At 61.3% G+C, this 14,321-nt stretch carries 12 protein-coding genes; 9 read left to right on the forward strand and 3 right to left on the reverse strand.

From position 1 onward, the window contains the following. Window positions 1-80 precede the first annotated feature (80 nt). The 6 genes from SJI03_RS21980 to SJI03_RS22005 all read left to right on the forward strand — a co-directional run bounded on the left by SJI03_RS21980 (window position 81) and on the right by SJI03_RS22005 (window position 5,422). Window positions 81-815, forward strand: coding sequence for a TetR/AcrR family transcriptional regulator (locus SJI03_RS21980; RefSeq protein WP_322428581.1), 735 nt, complete (start codon window positions 81-83; stop codon window positions 813-815). Beyond that, window positions 812-2,155, forward strand: a complete 1,344-nt coding sequence (locus SJI03_RS21985; RefSeq protein WP_322428582.1) for an AarF/ABC1/UbiB kinase family protein — start codon at window positions 812-814, stop codon at window positions 2,153-2,155. The genes SJI03_RS21980 and SJI03_RS21985 overlap by 4 nt, the downstream gene beginning before the upstream one ends. Window positions 2,156-2,319: 164 nt before the next feature. Continuing rightward, window positions 2,320-2,709 carry a hypothetical protein gene (locus SJI03_RS21990; protein ID WP_322428583.1) on the forward strand — a complete coding sequence of 130 codons (390 nt, stop codon included), beginning with the start codon at window positions 2,320-2,322 and terminating at the stop codon, window positions 2,707-2,709. 130 nt (window positions 2,710-2,839) lie between these two features. Then, window positions 2,840-3,490, forward strand: coding sequence for a DJ-1/PfpI family protein (locus SJI03_RS21995; RefSeq protein ID WP_322428584.1), 651 nt, complete (start codon window positions 2,840-2,842; stop codon window positions 3,488-3,490). 114 nt (window positions 3,491-3,604) lie between these two features. Then, a complete protein-coding gene (locus SJI03_RS22000) occupies window positions 3,605-4,132 on the forward strand; it encodes a DUF2867 domain-containing protein (protein WP_322428585.1) in 528 nt (175 codons plus the stop codon). 321 nt (window positions 4,133-4,453) lie between these two features. Next, window positions 4,454-5,422: an IS1595 family transposase gene (locus SJI03_RS22005; protein WP_322428586.1), complete on the forward strand. Its 969-nt coding sequence runs from the start codon at window positions 4,454-4,456 to the stop codon at window positions 5,420-5,422. Window positions 5,423-5,461: 39 nt separating this feature from the next. Here the strand turns inward: SJI03_RS22005 and SJI03_RS22010 are convergent, their stop codons facing one another. The 3 genes from SJI03_RS22010 to SJI03_RS22020 all read right to left on the reverse strand — a co-directional run bounded on the left by SJI03_RS22010 (window position 5,462) and on the right by SJI03_RS22020 (window position 9,545). After that, a complete protein-coding gene (locus SJI03_RS22010) occupies window positions 5,462-7,108 on the reverse strand; it encodes a methyl-accepting chemotaxis protein (protein WP_099380238.1) in 1,647 nt (548 codons plus the stop codon). 88 nt (window positions 7,109-7,196) lie between these two features. Next, window positions 7,197-8,318, reverse strand: coding sequence for a patatin-like phospholipase family protein (locus SJI03_RS22015; protein WP_322428587.1), 1,122 nt, complete (start codon window positions 8,316-8,318; stop codon window positions 7,197-7,199). A gap of 312 nt (window positions 8,319-8,630) precedes the next feature. Beyond that, window positions 8,631-9,545 (reverse strand): LysR family transcriptional regulator, encoded by a 915-nt coding sequence (locus SJI03_RS22020; RefSeq protein WP_322428588.1) that lies wholly within the window; start codon window positions 9,543-9,545, stop codon window positions 8,631-8,633. A gap of 133 nt (window positions 9,546-9,678) precedes the next feature. On the opposite strand from SJI03_RS22020, the gene SJI03_RS22025 reads away from it, so the two are divergent. From SJI03_RS22025 to SJI03_RS22035, 3 genes are all read left to right on the forward strand, one after another. Next, window positions 9,679-11,220 carry an MFS transporter gene (locus tag SJI03_RS22025; RefSeq protein ID WP_322428589.1) on the forward strand — a complete coding sequence of 514 codons (1,542 nt, stop codon included), beginning with the start codon at window positions 9,679-9,681 and terminating at the stop codon, window positions 11,218-11,220. A gap of 221 nt (window positions 11,221-11,441) precedes the next feature. Further along, window positions 11,442-12,662, forward strand: a complete 1,221-nt coding sequence (locus SJI03_RS22030) for a maltoporin (protein WP_099380242.1) — start codon at window positions 11,442-11,444, stop codon at window positions 12,660-12,662. A 418-nt stretch (window positions 12,663-13,080) separates the two neighbouring features. Next, the gene (locus SJI03_RS22035) at window positions 13,081-14,091 is read left to right on the forward strand and encodes a substrate-binding domain-containing protein (RefSeq protein ID WP_322428590.1); all 1,011 of its coding nucleotides are present in this window, start codon (window positions 13,081-13,083) and stop codon (window positions 14,089-14,091) included. Window positions 14,092-14,321 lie beyond the last annotated feature (230 nt).

Consider the following 14,321-nt stretch of genomic DNA (forward strand, 5'->3'; position numbering starts at 1 on the left):
CGCAGTCGCACTTCTTACATGGATGGGCCAGACTTAGTTATTTTGAACCCAGACATTCCACTCTTCTTCAAATTTCAATCATGCGTACTTCCAAAGCCCAACAAGCCAAAAACCATCGGCTGATCATTCAGACCGCAGTGGACCTGATGACCCAGCATGGGTTTGAAGGCACCACGATGAAGCAGATCGCGCGTGCCGCCGACGTGGGTGATGCCACCATCTACAAATACTTCCCTACCAAGGAGAAACTGGTAACCGCCTACTTTCAGCAAGCAATTGCAGACGCAGTGGCGCAGGCCGAGAAGACGGAGGGACAGAACGAATTTTCGTTGCAGGAGCGTCTGCAACTGGTGATCGAGAGTCTGCTGGAAGGTTTGCTGGCCGACCGCGAATTTGTGGGTCTGGCGCGCGGCATGGTGGAGCGCGCTCCCACGCTGCTGTTGGGCGAGCAACTACCCGGCAAGCCTTTGCTCCGGCAAACCTTCCTGCAGATGCTGGAGCAGGCCGAGACGACCGGTGAAATCGTGCCTTGCGGCTTCAAGCCCAGCCTGGCCGGACTGTTGGCCGACTATGTGTACGGCGTCATTGCATACTGGCTACGCGACACCTCCGAGCATTTTTCCAACACCACGCAAATGGTCGATTTAAGTTTGGGCGTGCTGGTGTTAGCCTTGCGCAGCGGCCTGGTGGACAAGCTGCTCGAGCTGGGCGGCTTCATGGTGCGCAGCCAGCTGGCGCGCCTGCTGCAAGACGGCAATGGCTTGCTGGATCTGCTGCAATTGGCCCGCCGCGGCTTGGGCGGGGTACGCTCATGATGCCCACGACTAAGACGAACAAAGTTTCGCAGTTGCCGCGTACCGGGCGTCTTTCGCGTGGCGCGATTGTCGGCATGGCAGTGGCGCGGGCCGGGCTGACCCACCTGGGACATAAGGCCAAGTCGATGACGCGCGACGATGCGAAAACGGAACAGGCCCGCGTGGCACATGGGGCGGAACTCGGGCGCATCCTGTTTGCCGCGTTGAACCAGCTCAAGGGCACGGCACTCAAAGCCTCGCAGCTGCTCAGCATGGAACTGGGCTTTCTACCAGAGGGCATGCGCCAGGAATTAGCCCGCGCCCACTACCAGGTCACGCCGCTGAACCGCGCGTTGGTGATCAAAGTGATGCGCCAGGAGTTTGGCCAGGATCCGCAAGCCCTGTTCCCGCAATTCGATCCGATCGCCTTTGCTGCCGCCAGTCTGGGTCAGGTCCACGCCGCCATCATGACCGACGGCCTGGCAGTGGCCGTCAAGCTACAATACCCCGGCATGGCGGACTCCATTGGCAGCGACATGCATATGCTGCGCAGCCTGCTACAAGCCTTTGCGGAACGCTCGGATATGATGCCCAAAGCCGATCTCATCGCGCGCATGATGGATGACATCGAACAGAAACTGGCCGAGGAGCTGGACTATTTGCACGAGGCACAGACCATGCAATGGTTTGCACAGCATCTCACGCTGCCGGGCCTGGTGATCCCCCAGCCGGTCATGGGCCGCACCACACGCCGCGTGCTGACCATGCAACGCCTGCCGGGACTGCATCTCAACGAATGGTTGCTGACCGAACCCGATCAAGCCGCACGTAATCAGGCTGGTCAGTTGCTGTTTGACGCCTTCTTTCATTGCACCTTTGTGCTGCGCCGCTTGCAAGCCGACCCGCATCCGGGCAACTATCTGTTCATGCCGGATGGCCGACTGGGCCTGCTGGACTTTGGCTGCACCCGCACGCTGGACGCTGACTTTTGCAAAGCGCTCAGCGCGCTTTGGTCGGCACAGTTGCGTGACCCGGCGGACCACAGGGCCATGCAGCAGGCCTATCGGGACCTGGGCCTGATTGAGCCGAATCTGAATGAGCAGGACTTTTGCCAGCAACTGCTGCCGGCAATGGCCGAGCGGCATGCCTGGCAGAAGTTGCCGTTTACCGTGGCGGTATATGACTTTGCGCAACACCCGCCATACCCACGTCCGTCAGCCGAGCATCAGCGCCAGGCACTTCGGCACCTGCAGTCCTTGCCGGAGGAACTGCCCTACGTAGACCGGGCCTATCTAGGTCTGATCCAGCTTCTCAAAACCCTCGGTGCACGTGTGCGCACCACCAACCCCTGGATTCGTTAAATGCATACCACGTTTCTGCTTCCGGGATGCGCAGTCTTCATCATGCCTGGCAGCAGCCATGCCGCGCTCGCGCAATATCTGAGCACCACAGCTCAATCACCCAGCGTTGCACTTGATCCTTGAAACCATCAAGCCTATCGACAACGCGCTCGAAAAGAAAAAACATGTCCCAGTCTGCGTATAGCGCCAAAGTATTCGCCATCTACTTGTTCGTCGTTGGGCCCATGTTGGTCGTCGCGCCGAACTTCTTGCTGTCGATCTTTCAAATTCCGCCAACCTCCGAGGTCTGGATTCATTTGCTTGGCGTTATCGTATCCATGATTGGCGTCTATGCGTGGGTCGCAGCCAAGCACGAAAACAAGCCGTTTCTGGTAGCGTCGGTATACACGCGCCTCTTCGTATTCGCGGCCTTCACGACCTTCGCCGCCATTGGCCTTGCCAGCCCAATGATCGTTTTTTTCGGAGTAGCAGATCTTCTTGGAGGAGTGTGGACCTACTTCGCGCTGAAAGCCGACGCGCGGTGGGCAAGAACTGTCCTGGCGGGCCAGCACTGAGGCCCGTCCAATCAGGAAAAAAATTCTTCACGAACAGATATTGGGTGGACTTATTCACAACTTCGGACTCAAAAAATGTGGTGCTCGTCCGTGGTCTAATTTTGAATCGACGCAAACGGCGGAGCGCAACATGAAGAAAATAGTCATCGTGATTTTTGATCATTTCACCGATTTGGATTTGTTCTTGATGTGGGACATCCTCGGCAGGAACAAGACGGACTGGCAAGTGAAGATATTGGGAACAAAGGAAGCGCACCCATCCGCAAACGGTCTGCTTATCAAGACCCACGGGTCCATCAGCGAAGCGAATGACGCAGACCTTGTATTGTTTTCCAGCGGTAAAGTTGGCGTGAAAGGCGCTATCGCCAACCAGGATTTCATGCGTGCATTTTCCCTGAATCCAGATACGCAGCTCATCGGATCGATCTGTGCCGGCTCGTTCATTCTTGCCAAGTTGGGTCTGCTGGCATCGGGGCCGGCCACGACTCATCCCGATGCCAAAGAGGAACTGCAAGCCCTGGGAATTGACGTTCTCGATTTGCCCTTGGTATGCCAGGGGAATGTTGCGACCGCAGGTGGCTGTTTGTCTGCCGTGTATCTGATCGGTTGGGCCGTTGAGGCCTTGTTCGGCCGGGACAAACGTAAAGAAACACTCAGGGAACTTATTCCGGCCGGCCAAAGCGCAATCTATGAGCGACTAATTGATACGAGTATCCGCGACGCCATTGCCCCGAAAGCAGGAGTTGGCGCAATATTAGATGGAGCATGCCGGCCCATGTGACCACGATGCAAGCACTCCGTTCGCCAGAGCACGTTTGCAGACTTTGAATGCGCGCTAATCAAAACAACCGCAGTCCAACCGTCACTCACTCACTTTACAGAGAGCGTTTTATTCATGACAAACGAAGCAAACAAAGTCTTCTTCATTTCCGCACCGGCAGCAGCCATGTCGGCGTCAGGATTGACGCGCATTGATTTCTCCGACGGCTATTCCGGTCAGGCGGATCGAACCTACGTTGACGCCGAACAAGCGGGGCGCGCCGTGTTCGCTGAACCGCATCGCATGCTCACCTGGCTCATTATTGTGCGCAACGCAATCGTCGCACCGTTGGGACTAAAGAAAAGTATTAGCTTTAGCGATCGCGGGCTGGGAAAGATTGGCATGTTTCCGATTATTTCCAGTACGGGCACTGAAGTCGTCGTCGGTGGCGACGACAGGCATCTGGATTTTCGGATCTGGATAAGCATTCAACCGAGTCTGAAGGGATCGGAAGTGACGATTTCAACCTTGGTTAAAATAAACAATCTCTTTGGAAGAGTTTATTTGTTTATCATCATGCCGTTTCATAAGCTCCTGACTCGCTCGCTGTTGGAGCGCGCGGTCAAGCGGCGCGACAAGGTGCACCGTATGCCAGAAAGGTGACCTCATTGTTGCCGCTAAGCCAATATTGACCATCTAAAGGCAGCGTAGGAGTTTCCAGCGCCCGGCTTGCGGGACAGCCTCCGCAAGCCCGGTGACCAACCCACACATCGGTGAGCGACTGGAAGAATTCGAACCACGCGAAATCCGGCGCATCCTGGCGGCCGTTACGAAGTGGGCCACAGGCGCAGCACGTCATCGCTGGCGCATTGGATGGTTCCGCCGCATAAAAAAGGCTCTGTCATCGACAAATAGGGGAACTGCCGGAATCTTCCTTTGGCAGCGCTGTCTGACTCTACATAGTTACCACACAGGGAGCAGATCATGCAGCCAGCCGAATGGATCCGTTTTATCGCCCAGTTTGCTCACCTGAACCGACGCCAGCGGCAAACAGGCATCGCCCTGCTGTGTGGCAACGCACCGCAAGACGCGACCGTCGCGTTGCTGGAAAGCGTGGCGCAGCCGCGATTGGCCTGTCCCGCCTGCCGCTCGCCTCACCTGCACCGGCATGGCCATGCGCACGGCTTGCAGCGCTACCGCTGCGTGCCTTGCGGGCGCACTCTCAATGCCTTGACGGGCACGCCGCTGGCCCGCTTGCGTCACAAGGCGCTATGGATCGCGTATGCCGATTGCCTGCTCGATTCCGCCTCGGTGCGCCAGGCCGCTCAGCAGCTGGGATTACACCGCAACACCACGTTTCGCTGGCGCCACCGCTTTCTCAGCGTGGCGAAGACGGACCGGCCGCATGGCCTGCATGGCATCGCCGAGGCCGATGAACTCTACGTGCTGGAATCGGAAAAGGGATCGAGGCAGATGACGCGGCCGGCTCGCCGCCGGGGCGGCCATGCCTTTAAACGCGGTATCTCGAATGAGAAAGTCTGCATCCTGGTGGCGCGCGACCGCACGGGCCAGACTCTCGATTTCGTCACGGGCAAAGGCGCGTTGACGAAGGCACAGCTGCACCGATGTTTGTTGCATGTCATCGACAAGGATGTTCTGCTGGTAACGGATGGTCATGCGGCCTACCGGGCGTTTGCCAGGGAAGCGGGTATCAGCCACGAGGCCGTCAACTTGCGCGCAGGCATCCGTGTGCAAGGTGCCGCGCATGTGCAGAACGTCAATGCGTATCACAGCCGCTTGCGGCAATGGCTGCGTCCGTTTCACGGCGTGGCGACGCGCTACCTGCCAAATTACCTGGGCTGGCGCTGGATACTCGACGCCGGGCGCATCCGTTCGCCAGAAACGTTATTGAAAGCAACGCTGGGAGCATTCCCACATTTGACGGTGACATAGCCTAAAAAAAACCCCGGCGTACCGGGGCAGTCACAAGGTTTAAGCGCGGGCACTGCGGCCAGGCAGCGCCAGGCGCCGGCTGGCGGCGGCCGTTGCCGGGGCCGGCAAGCCGCCCGCCGCTTTCAACGCTTTCCCTTGGGCATCGCCGCGCAGGCGGAACACGGCCACCACATCGACAAGCTCGACGGCTCGGTCTTGCAGCGAGGATGCGGCGGCGGCCGCCTCTTCCACCAGGGCTGCGTTTTGCTGGGTGACCTGGTCCATTTGCGAAATGGCCTGGTTCACTTGCTCGATGCCGGCGCTTTGCTCGTGGCTGGCGTTGGCGATGTCGCCCATGATGTCCGTCACGCGGCGAATGCTGGCGACGATTTCTTCCATCGTCGCGCCGGCCTGGTCGACCAGCACGCTGCCCGTGTTGACTTTATCGACGGAATCCTCAATCAATCCCTTGATTTCCTTGGCGGCCGCCGCCGAGCGCTGCGCCAGGTTGCGCACCTCGGTGGCCACCACGGCGAAACCACGGCCCTGCTCGCCCGCTCGGGCCGCTTCGACGGCCGCGTTCAGCGCCAAAATATTGGTTTGGAAGGCAATGCCGTCGATCACACCGATAATGTCGGCGATCTTCTTCGCCGATTCGTTGATCGAACCCATCGTGCCCACCACTTGCGCCACCACGGCGCCGCCTTTGCGAGCCACGTCCGAGGCCGACACGGCCAGCGCGTTCGCCTGGCGCGCATTGTCCGTGTTCTGGCGCACGGCCGAGGTCAGCTCCTCCAGGCTTGATGCCGTTTCTTCCAGGGAAGACGCCTGCTGCTCCGTGCGCACGGACAAGTCCGCATTGCCAGCGGAAATCTGCGCGGCCGCCACGCTGACCGTATCGGCCGAGGTGCGCACGGTGGCGATCACGCCGACGATACGCTCAAGGAATTTGTTGAAGGCCGTGGCCGTGCGGCCCACTTCATCCATGCGTTCGACGGGCATGGCGGCGGACAGGTCCAGCGAGGCGCTGACCCTTTCCAGCGTGTGTTCGATATTGCCCAGTCCGCCGCTGATGGTGCGGTAGATGTGCCAGGCCAGCGCACCCGTCAGCAGCACGGCCACGCCCAGCACGGCCAGCATGGTGTTGAACGCCGTGTCGTAGGCGGCCAGGCTTTCGGCCTTCACGTCATCGACCAGCTTGTTGTTGTAGGCGATATGGTCATCCATGCTTTTCTTGGCGGCGGCGGCCGTGATGGCCAGCGGCGTGCCGGCCAACAAGGTGGCGCGCACGCCGTCCATGTCGCCCGCGTAGGCGGCAGCAAAGAATGGCGCCAGCGCACGGCGGTAGGCTTCCATGGCGGCCTGGTCGGCGTCGAGCATCTTGCTGTCCGTCGCGTCGTACAGGCGCTCGGCGCGGTAGGTGGCAATGACCTTGTCGAAATTCGTATTGGCGTCGGCCACGGCCTTGTCCAGCGCCGTCTTGTCGGCCAGGTTAGAGAACACGGACAGGCGGTAACCGGCCAGGCGCGAGTCGGCCAGGAAACCCTTGGCCGCATTCAAGCCCTGGATGCTGGGAATGATGCGGTTTTGCACGGTGTCAAAACGCTCCTGGGCGCGCTGCAGCTGGATGGCGCCGCCAGCGCCCAGCAATAGCAGGGCCAGCAAGGCGATGGTGAGGGTCAGAATTAATTGCTTGGTGATATTCATGGTGTTTCACAGTAAAAAGTGTGGCCTGGCAAGGCCAGGCGGGATAAATAGCTGCCGATCAGGTGGCCGGGATCGCTTGCCAGCGGTACTAGGCCGCCAGCGGTGCGGCGTCAGGCGTGCGGCGCAGCAAGTCGCCATGCTGGCGGCAAAACGCCAGGCCCGCCTTGTGGCCCACGTCGAACAGCAGCTGCATGTTCGAGCTGGACCAGTCCAGGGTGTCGGGCCAGTGCTGCTCCGGGATGCCGCCCATCAGGTCGAGCTTGAGCAAGCGCCGCTTGGGCTGGCCCGTGCGCGCATCCGTGTTGTGCTCGAGTTCGAACAGGCGCAGCTCGCTTTTGGAAATTTTCACCAGCGGCGTGATGATGGAGCGCACCCACGCGTCGTACAGGTTGCGCGGCTTGCGCAGCAAGCGCTCGTCACCGAGGATGTCGAGGATGACCAGAGTGTCGGCGTCAGCGTGTTCGCCCTTGCCTTCGATAAACGGGTCGAAATTGAGCGTGTCGAGCGCCGCGCCTTCGATGTAATCGTCGCCGGCGATGGTCGTGGGCGCATACAGGAAGGGAAACGACAGGGCAGCGCGCACGTGGATCGGCTCGATCTCATGCTTGCCCCAGATCTGCATGCGGTGCTCGCTGAGGTTGTAGGCATTGATGTAGAAATCGGGGCGCATGCGCGCCACGCCCGAAAAATCCACGGCTTTTTCCAGGAACGGCAAGTGCGCGCAGAGGCCCAGGCTTTTCGCCGACAAGTCCGATGGCGACAGCGACGACACCATCAATTTTCCCCAGTCCGACCAGGCCGTGGGCACGCCCGCAAACGTTTGCTGGAACGCCTGAAAAAAAGGATTGTTGGCTGGCGGCTGGAAGGCGTCGCGGAACGTGCTCGCATGCATGCCCGGCTTCTGGAATACCTTGTAGTTAATCGGAATCATCTTGTAGATGCTGTCAGCCACGCCCGTGTCGGCCCAGCTTTGCAAGGCCTGGCGCGGCGCGGCTTCATGCGGCGTCGTGTAAAGCAAACCCATCAACACACCGGCGCCCGAGGCGGAAATGACGTCGAACTCGATGCCTTCGTCGAGGAAAGCGGCCAGGGCACCAGCGATCAAGGTGGAATTTGGTGCGCCACCACCCAGCAGCAGACCCGTTTTGCGGGCCGGTTTCGCTGGCGCGGCTGGCGCCGGATCCAGCGGTGTCGTCGTGACTGTCTTCATGCACACTCCCTGAACGGAACGGGGTGATTACCCCTAATTGTTGGTTACTACACGCGTATGGCGCCTCATCATGCACTTATTTCCACAACCATGAAGTTGATGCAATGTTGTGGAAACAGATATTAAATTAACATAAATAAATTCCTTATGGCAATTTAGTTAACGCATGATGGGTATTCAGAAAGGGTATAAGGTGACGGCGCGCGGCGTAGCGTGGTGCATTGCAGCAAATAAATGTTCCGCGATGCTAGGAAAAATCTCTGTAGGGTAGGAATATTCCTCAACCAGCCGCCATGGCGGCTGTCAGGCCATTCAGGGGATGGAAGGGAGCGAGGAAAAATGCAGGTGGGTACACAAATGGTCAACAAAGACGCGAATTTTGGGCGACAGGTGGCGGCTTGACGGCCACAGCACCCAGAACTTGCTCGAATGCAGTAAATAGCCGGCCAGCACGGCTTGCAATTCGCCCCGAGCGATGGCATCGCGCACGATAAAGTCAGGCAGGTAAGCGAGGCCGACGCCCTGCGTGGCGGCGCCGATCAAGGCTTCGATATTGTTGCAGGTCAAGGCGGTCGGCAAGCGCAACTCGCCGCCGCTGTCGCCCCCGGCGCGCTGCAACGCCCATTCCTGCAGTTTCCCAGTGGTGGGGAATTTATAGCGCACGCAAGCGTGCCCTTCCAGCGCGCGCGGCGTGGCCGGCACACCATGGCGGGCGAAATACGCGGGCGAACCGACGATGGCAAAGGCAAACGGTCCCAGTTCGCGCGCCATCAGCCGCGAATCCGTCAAGGTGCCGCTGCGCACGGCCACGTCGACGCCTTCGGCCACCACATCGACCAGGCGGTCGTTGAAATCGAGGTCGAGCTCGATCTCCGGGTACAGCCGGGTAAACTCGGCCAGCAGGGGCAGGATGATGCGGTAGCCGATCACGGGCAGGCTGACCTTGAGCTTGCCGCGCGGCGCCTCGGCCAGGTGCGACAGTTCCGCCTCGGCATCACCGAGGTCGGCCAGGATGCGCTGACAGCGCTCGTAAAACAGCGCGCCCTCGTTGCTCAGGCTGATGCGCCGCGTGCTGCGGTTGAGCAGGCGCACGCCCAGCTTTTCTTCCAGCCGCGCCACGCTCTTGCCCACGGCCGAGGCCGACACCCCAAGCAGCCGCCCGGCCGCCACATAACTGGAAGTTTCCGCCGCGCGCACGAAGGCGGCAATGCCGTTCAGATTATCCATGCCATCTCGCTATCTTGATTAGAGAATATTTGTCCGTTATGAGTGGATTTTCAACCACTTTTTCATAGATTACGTCCATATTATCATCAGATTCCCTCTTTCTGGAATCATTCCCATGGATACGAATCACCGTATGAAGCCAGCCTCCCCGGCCAGGCGCGCCTTCGTGCTGGCCGCCGTCTGCCTGGCCGCGCTATGCATGCCGCTCAGTTTTACGGGGCCGGCCATCGCCATTCCCGCCATCGCCGCCGACCTGCACGGCACGCCGCTGGCGCTGGCGTGGATCACGAATGCCTTCATGCTCAGCTTTGGCGGTTGCCTGATGGTGGCCGGCGCGCTGGCCGACCGCTATGGCCGCAAGCGCGTGTTCTTGCTGGGCATGGGCGTGTTTTCCGCCGCCGCGCTGGCGCTGTCGGCCGCGCCCGGCATTGTGTGGCTCGACGTGCTGCGCGCCGTCCAGGGCCTGGGCTGCGCCATGGCCCTGTCGAGCGGACTGGCGGCCCTGGCACAGGAATTCGACGGCCCTGCCCGCGCGCGCGCCTTCAGCCTGATCGGCACGGCCTTCGGCGTGGGCCTGGCCTTCGGCCCCTTCCTGGCAGGCACCTTGATCACCCGCACGGGCTGGCGCGCCATTTTTGTCGCCGCGGCCGCGGCCGGCCTAGCCGCCCTGCTGGCCGCCGCGCGCGCCATGCGCGAATCGCGCGACCCGCAAGCGCAAGGCGTCGATTGGCCCGGCGCGCTGACGTTTACCGGTGCGCTGTCCCTGTTTACCTATGGCTTGCTGCAGGCGCCCGACAGTGGCTGGGGCAGTGCCGCCAGCCTGGGGCTGCTCGGTGGCGCGGCCTTGCTGCTGGCTGCATTCGTCCGCGTGGAGCGGCGCGCGGTGCGGCCCATGCTGGATTTGTCGCTGTTCCGCCTGCCCGCCTTTGCCGGCGTGCAACTGCTGGCGGCCGCGCCCGCGTTTTCCTTCGTCGTGCTGCTGGTGCTGCTGCCGGCCCGCTTCATCGGCATCGAAGGCTACAGCGCGCTGGAGGCGGGACGCATGATGATTGCCCTATCGGCGCCCATGCTGGTGCTGCCGGTTCTCGCCGGCCTGGCGGCGCAACGCATTGCCCCCGCGCACATTTGCGCCAGCGGCCTGCTGCTGGCGGCGGGCGGCTTGCTGTGGCTGTCGACGTGCGCGCCGGGCCAGTCGCCCTACACTTTGCTGGGGCCGCTGCTGCTGATCGGCTGCGGCATCAGCCTGCCCTGGGGTTTGATGGATGGCCTGGCCATCAGCGTCGTGCCCGTCGAGCGGGCCGGCATGGCGGCCGGTATCTTCAATACGACGCGTGTGGCGGGCGAAGGCCTGGCGCTGGCCATCGTCAGCGCGCTGCTGGGCACGCTTACTGTCGCGGCGCTGGGCGGCGCAGGCATGGCCGGCATCGGCGCACAACAGGCGGCGCACGCGGGCCCCTTCCTGGCCCTCGGCGAGCTACGCCATGCAGCTACCCTGTTGCCGCAGGCCGGCGCCGCCGAACTGGCGCAAGCGTACGGCACGGCCTTCCGTCACTTGCTGTATGTGCTGGCCAGCATTACGACGGCCTCGGCACTGCTAATCCTGGCATTCCTGCGTCATCCGGCCCCTGCCGCAACGGACACGGCCGCCCTGCCCGCCTGCAAAGCACAGCAATAATTCACGACCATCATTCCGTCTGCCGTACACGGCGGCGCCCACGCGCCGCCGCCCTCCCTGATGTTTCTCCGCAACACCTAAAAAGTTTCAAGGATTAAAACTAGTTTACTGATCAAAGCGCTTTGAACTATACTCAAAGCGCTTTGAAACATAACTAAAGCGCTTTGGTTGTGCGAAGTTATGCGCACCGATCCCACACCTATAAAAACACTGGAGACGCAATGAACAAACATTTCTTGAAAACTTTGCCTGCCGCCGTGGCGTTGGCCTTGAGCGCTTCGGCCGCCCAGGCCGCCCTGCCGATCGATTTCGGCGGCTATATCCGCTCGGGCTTCGGCACCAGCAGCGAAGGCGGCAAGGAAGCGTGTTTCGGCCTGGCCGGCGCCTCGTCCAAGTATCGTCTGGGCAATGAGTGCGAGACCTACGGCGAGCTGAAATTCGGCGGTGAAGCCTTCAAGGCAGCCAACGGCACCACTTTCCGCATCAATACCCTGGTGGCGTTCTCCGTCAACCAGAACCAGGACTGGGAACAATCGGACCCGTCGTGGCGCGAAATGAACGTCGTTGCCGACAAGATCGGCACGGGCGCCTTCGCCGAAGCGCGCGCCTGGGTAGGCAAGCGCTACTACGACCGCCAGGACGTGCACATCACCGATTACTACTTCTGGAATAACAGCGGCCCTGGCGCCGGTCTGGAAAACATCGACCTGGGCGCCGCCAAACTGGCCTACGCCATCGTGCGCACGGCCGATGACGGCGACAGCAAGCGCATGGGCCTGTCCCACGACTTGCGCTTCTCCGGCATCAAGGTCAATCCGGACGGCGAACTGACCCTGGGCTTGCAATTCAATCAGAAACGCAACGCGCAAGGCGCGGCCCCCATCGCCAGCGGCCACTTGCTGACCATCATGCATACGCAAGGCAATTTGCTGGGCGGCTTCAACAAGGTGGCATTGCAGTACGGCAAAGGCAGCGCCGCCAACACGGGCGGCTTCAGCCTGGGCGCAGACAAGGATGACAAGGTCGTGCGCCTGACGGAACAGATCATGATCCAGCCCAAAGGCGCCTGGTCGGGCATGGGCACCTTCGTCTACGAAGACAAGGAATCGGCAGGCGTGAGCAGCAAGTGGACGTCGATCGGCGCGCGTCCCGTCTACCACTTCACGGACAACTACAGCCTGGCCGTGGAACTGGGCCACGATATCGTCAAGCCGGAAGGTGGCGAAAGCCGCAACCTGACCAAGCTGACCTTCGCGCCGCAATTGTCGGCCGGCAACAGCTTCTGGTCGCGCCCCGTGCTGCGTGCCTTCTACACCTACGCCAAATGGAACAAGGCAGCCCAGTCGGCCGCCGCCGCGGAATCGGCGCTGTCGTCAACGGGCGTGTTCGGTGGCAAGACCAACGGCAGCTCGGTTGGTTTCCAGGTCGAGTCGTGGTGGTAAGAGCATCTGAAAAACGTCCATGGCGGCGTTGCACGGTCTTGCCGTACTAGCGTACTGCCTGCGACCGTGCGCCTTGCCCTGAACGTTTTATCAGACGTTCTTTATTGATCAGAGGCATCCAACACTGGCTGACGCCGCAAGGCGCCAGCCACTGGCAGCAGCACCGCCCGCTCATCCAGGGGCAGGTAGTACCCGGACCCACCATTTCGCCGCTGCACGCGATGGCCGGCAGCTTCAATGTAGTGATTCAGCAGTATCCTCTTTTAGCGCGGGCGCCCCTGGGTTTGCCCGCGTATTTTTTTGGGCGCCGCCGCCGCTTGCCATACCCCTGATCAATCCGGCATTTATCAGATAAACTACCCTTTATCGCGCCGCAACGCTCCCGACCCACCCTGGATAGACCCCGACTGCAGCATCCATGAACCTCAAAAATCTCGCCAAAACGCTAGGAATATCCGAAACCACCGTCAGCCGCGCCTTGAATGGCTATCCTGAAGTAAGCGAACGCACGCGCGAGCGGGTACTGGCCGCCGCGCAGGCGGCCGGCTACCGCCCCAATCCCATGGCGCGCAGCCTGGCCGTCGGGCGCACGAATATCGTCGGCATCATCTACCCGCTGATGCCGAACGACCTGGCCGATCCCATGTTCATCGAGATCGTCGGCGGCATGTCGGAAGCGCTGGAAGCGCAGCAGATGGACATGATGATCGCGCCCGCCTCCGCCACCAATGAATTCCATACGTATGAACGCATGGTCAAGGGCCGCCGCATCGATGGCCTGATCGTCGGCCGTACAAAGCCGTTCGACGAGCGCATCGCCTACCTGGCGCAGCAGGGCATGCCGTTTGTCGCGCATGGCCGCACGCAGCTGAACCAGCCGCACGCGTGGTTCGACTATGACAACGAGGCCGGCATGCGCCTGGCCGTCGAGCGCCTGGCGCAGCTGGGCCACCAGCGCATCGGCCTGATCAGCGCCACGCCGGACCTGAACTTCGTGCGCCAGCGTGTGGAAAGTTTCCAGCACGCCATGCAGGCGGGCGGCCTGGCCGTCGACCCGGACAACCTGGTCGACAACGCGCACGACCGCCGCGCCGGCTACCAGGCCATGCAGCGCCTGCTGGCCCGCTCGCCCCGCCCCACGGCCGTCATCGTCGACAATCACATGTCGGGCGTGGGCGCCGTACGCGCCCTGCTCGACGCGGGCATCGCCATCGGCCGCGACATGTCGCTGATCGTCTGGGGCGTGATGGAAGATTCCCTGGCCGGCCACAACGTCACCACCGTCGTCCAGCCCGACCCGCGCGGTGCCGGCGCGAAGATGATCCATATGCTGCTGGCCCTGATGGACGGCACGCCCGTCACCGACCTGCAGGAACTGTGGCCGTGCGAACTGTTGCCGGGCGAGTCGGCCGGCCCCGTGCCGCACTAGGCGTTTTTCGCTGTCCCTACGCCGCCGGCCGCCTGGCCGGCGCGGCCGCATTGTTGTCCTGAATCACCCTCATAAAAAAATCATATGTCTGGCGCGTGTATCGCTTTACTTTTCAAAGCGCTTTGAACTATACTCATTTCATACCCAAAGCGCTTTGAATTTTAAAATAAGACGTTCGCCTACCAACCAGCAGCGCCGCCCTGATAGCCAAGGCTACAGGCAACTTTTAA

This window comes from Janthinobacterium sp. GMG1, from assembly GCF_034427795.1.
Classification (GTDB): Bacteria; Pseudomonadota; Gammaproteobacteria; order Burkholderiales; family Burkholderiaceae_D; genus Janthinobacterium.

Bases quoted from the DNA above. Each gene is read 5' to 3' on its own strand.
- SJI03_RS21980 (WP_322428581.1), top strand. From the start codon at position 81: ATGCGTACTTCCAAAGCCCAACAAGCCAAAAACCATCGGCTGATCATT.
- SJI03_RS21985 (WP_322428582.1), top strand. From the start codon at position 812: ATGATGCCCACGACTAAGACGAACAAAGTTTCGCAGTTGCCGCGTACC.
- SJI03_RS21990 (WP_322428583.1), top strand. From the start codon at position 2,320: ATGTCCCAGTCTGCGTATAGCGCCAAAGTATTCGCCATCTACTTGTTC.
- SJI03_RS21995 (WP_322428584.1), top strand. From the start codon at position 2,840: ATGAAGAAAATAGTCATCGTGATTTTTGATCATTTCACCGATTTGGAT.
- SJI03_RS22000 (WP_322428585.1), top strand. From the start codon at position 3,605: ATGACAAACGAAGCAAACAAAGTCTTCTTCATTTCCGCACCGGCAGCA.
- SJI03_RS22005 (WP_322428586.1), top strand. From the start codon at position 4,454: ATGCAGCCAGCCGAATGGATCCGTTTTATCGCCCAGTTTGCTCACCTG.
- SJI03_RS22010 (WP_099380238.1), bottom strand. From the start codon at position 7,108: ATGAATATCACCAAGCAATTAATTCTGACCCTCACCATCGCCTTGCTG.
- SJI03_RS22015 (WP_322428587.1), bottom strand. From the start codon at position 8,318: ATGAAGACAGTCACGACGACACCGCTGGATCCGGCGCCAGCCGCGCCA.
- SJI03_RS22020 (WP_322428588.1), bottom strand. From the start codon at position 9,545: ATGGATAATCTGAACGGCATTGCCGCCTTCGTGCGCGCGGCGGAAACT.
- SJI03_RS22025 (WP_322428589.1), top strand. From the start codon at position 9,679: ATGAAGCCAGCCTCCCCGGCCAGGCGCGCCTTCGTGCTGGCCGCCGTC.
- SJI03_RS22030 (WP_099380242.1), top strand. From the start codon at position 11,442: ATGAACAAACATTTCTTGAAAACTTTGCCTGCCGCCGTGGCGTTGGCC.
- SJI03_RS22035 (WP_322428590.1), top strand. From the start codon at position 13,081: ATGAACCTCAAAAATCTCGCCAAAACGCTAGGAATATCCGAAACCACC.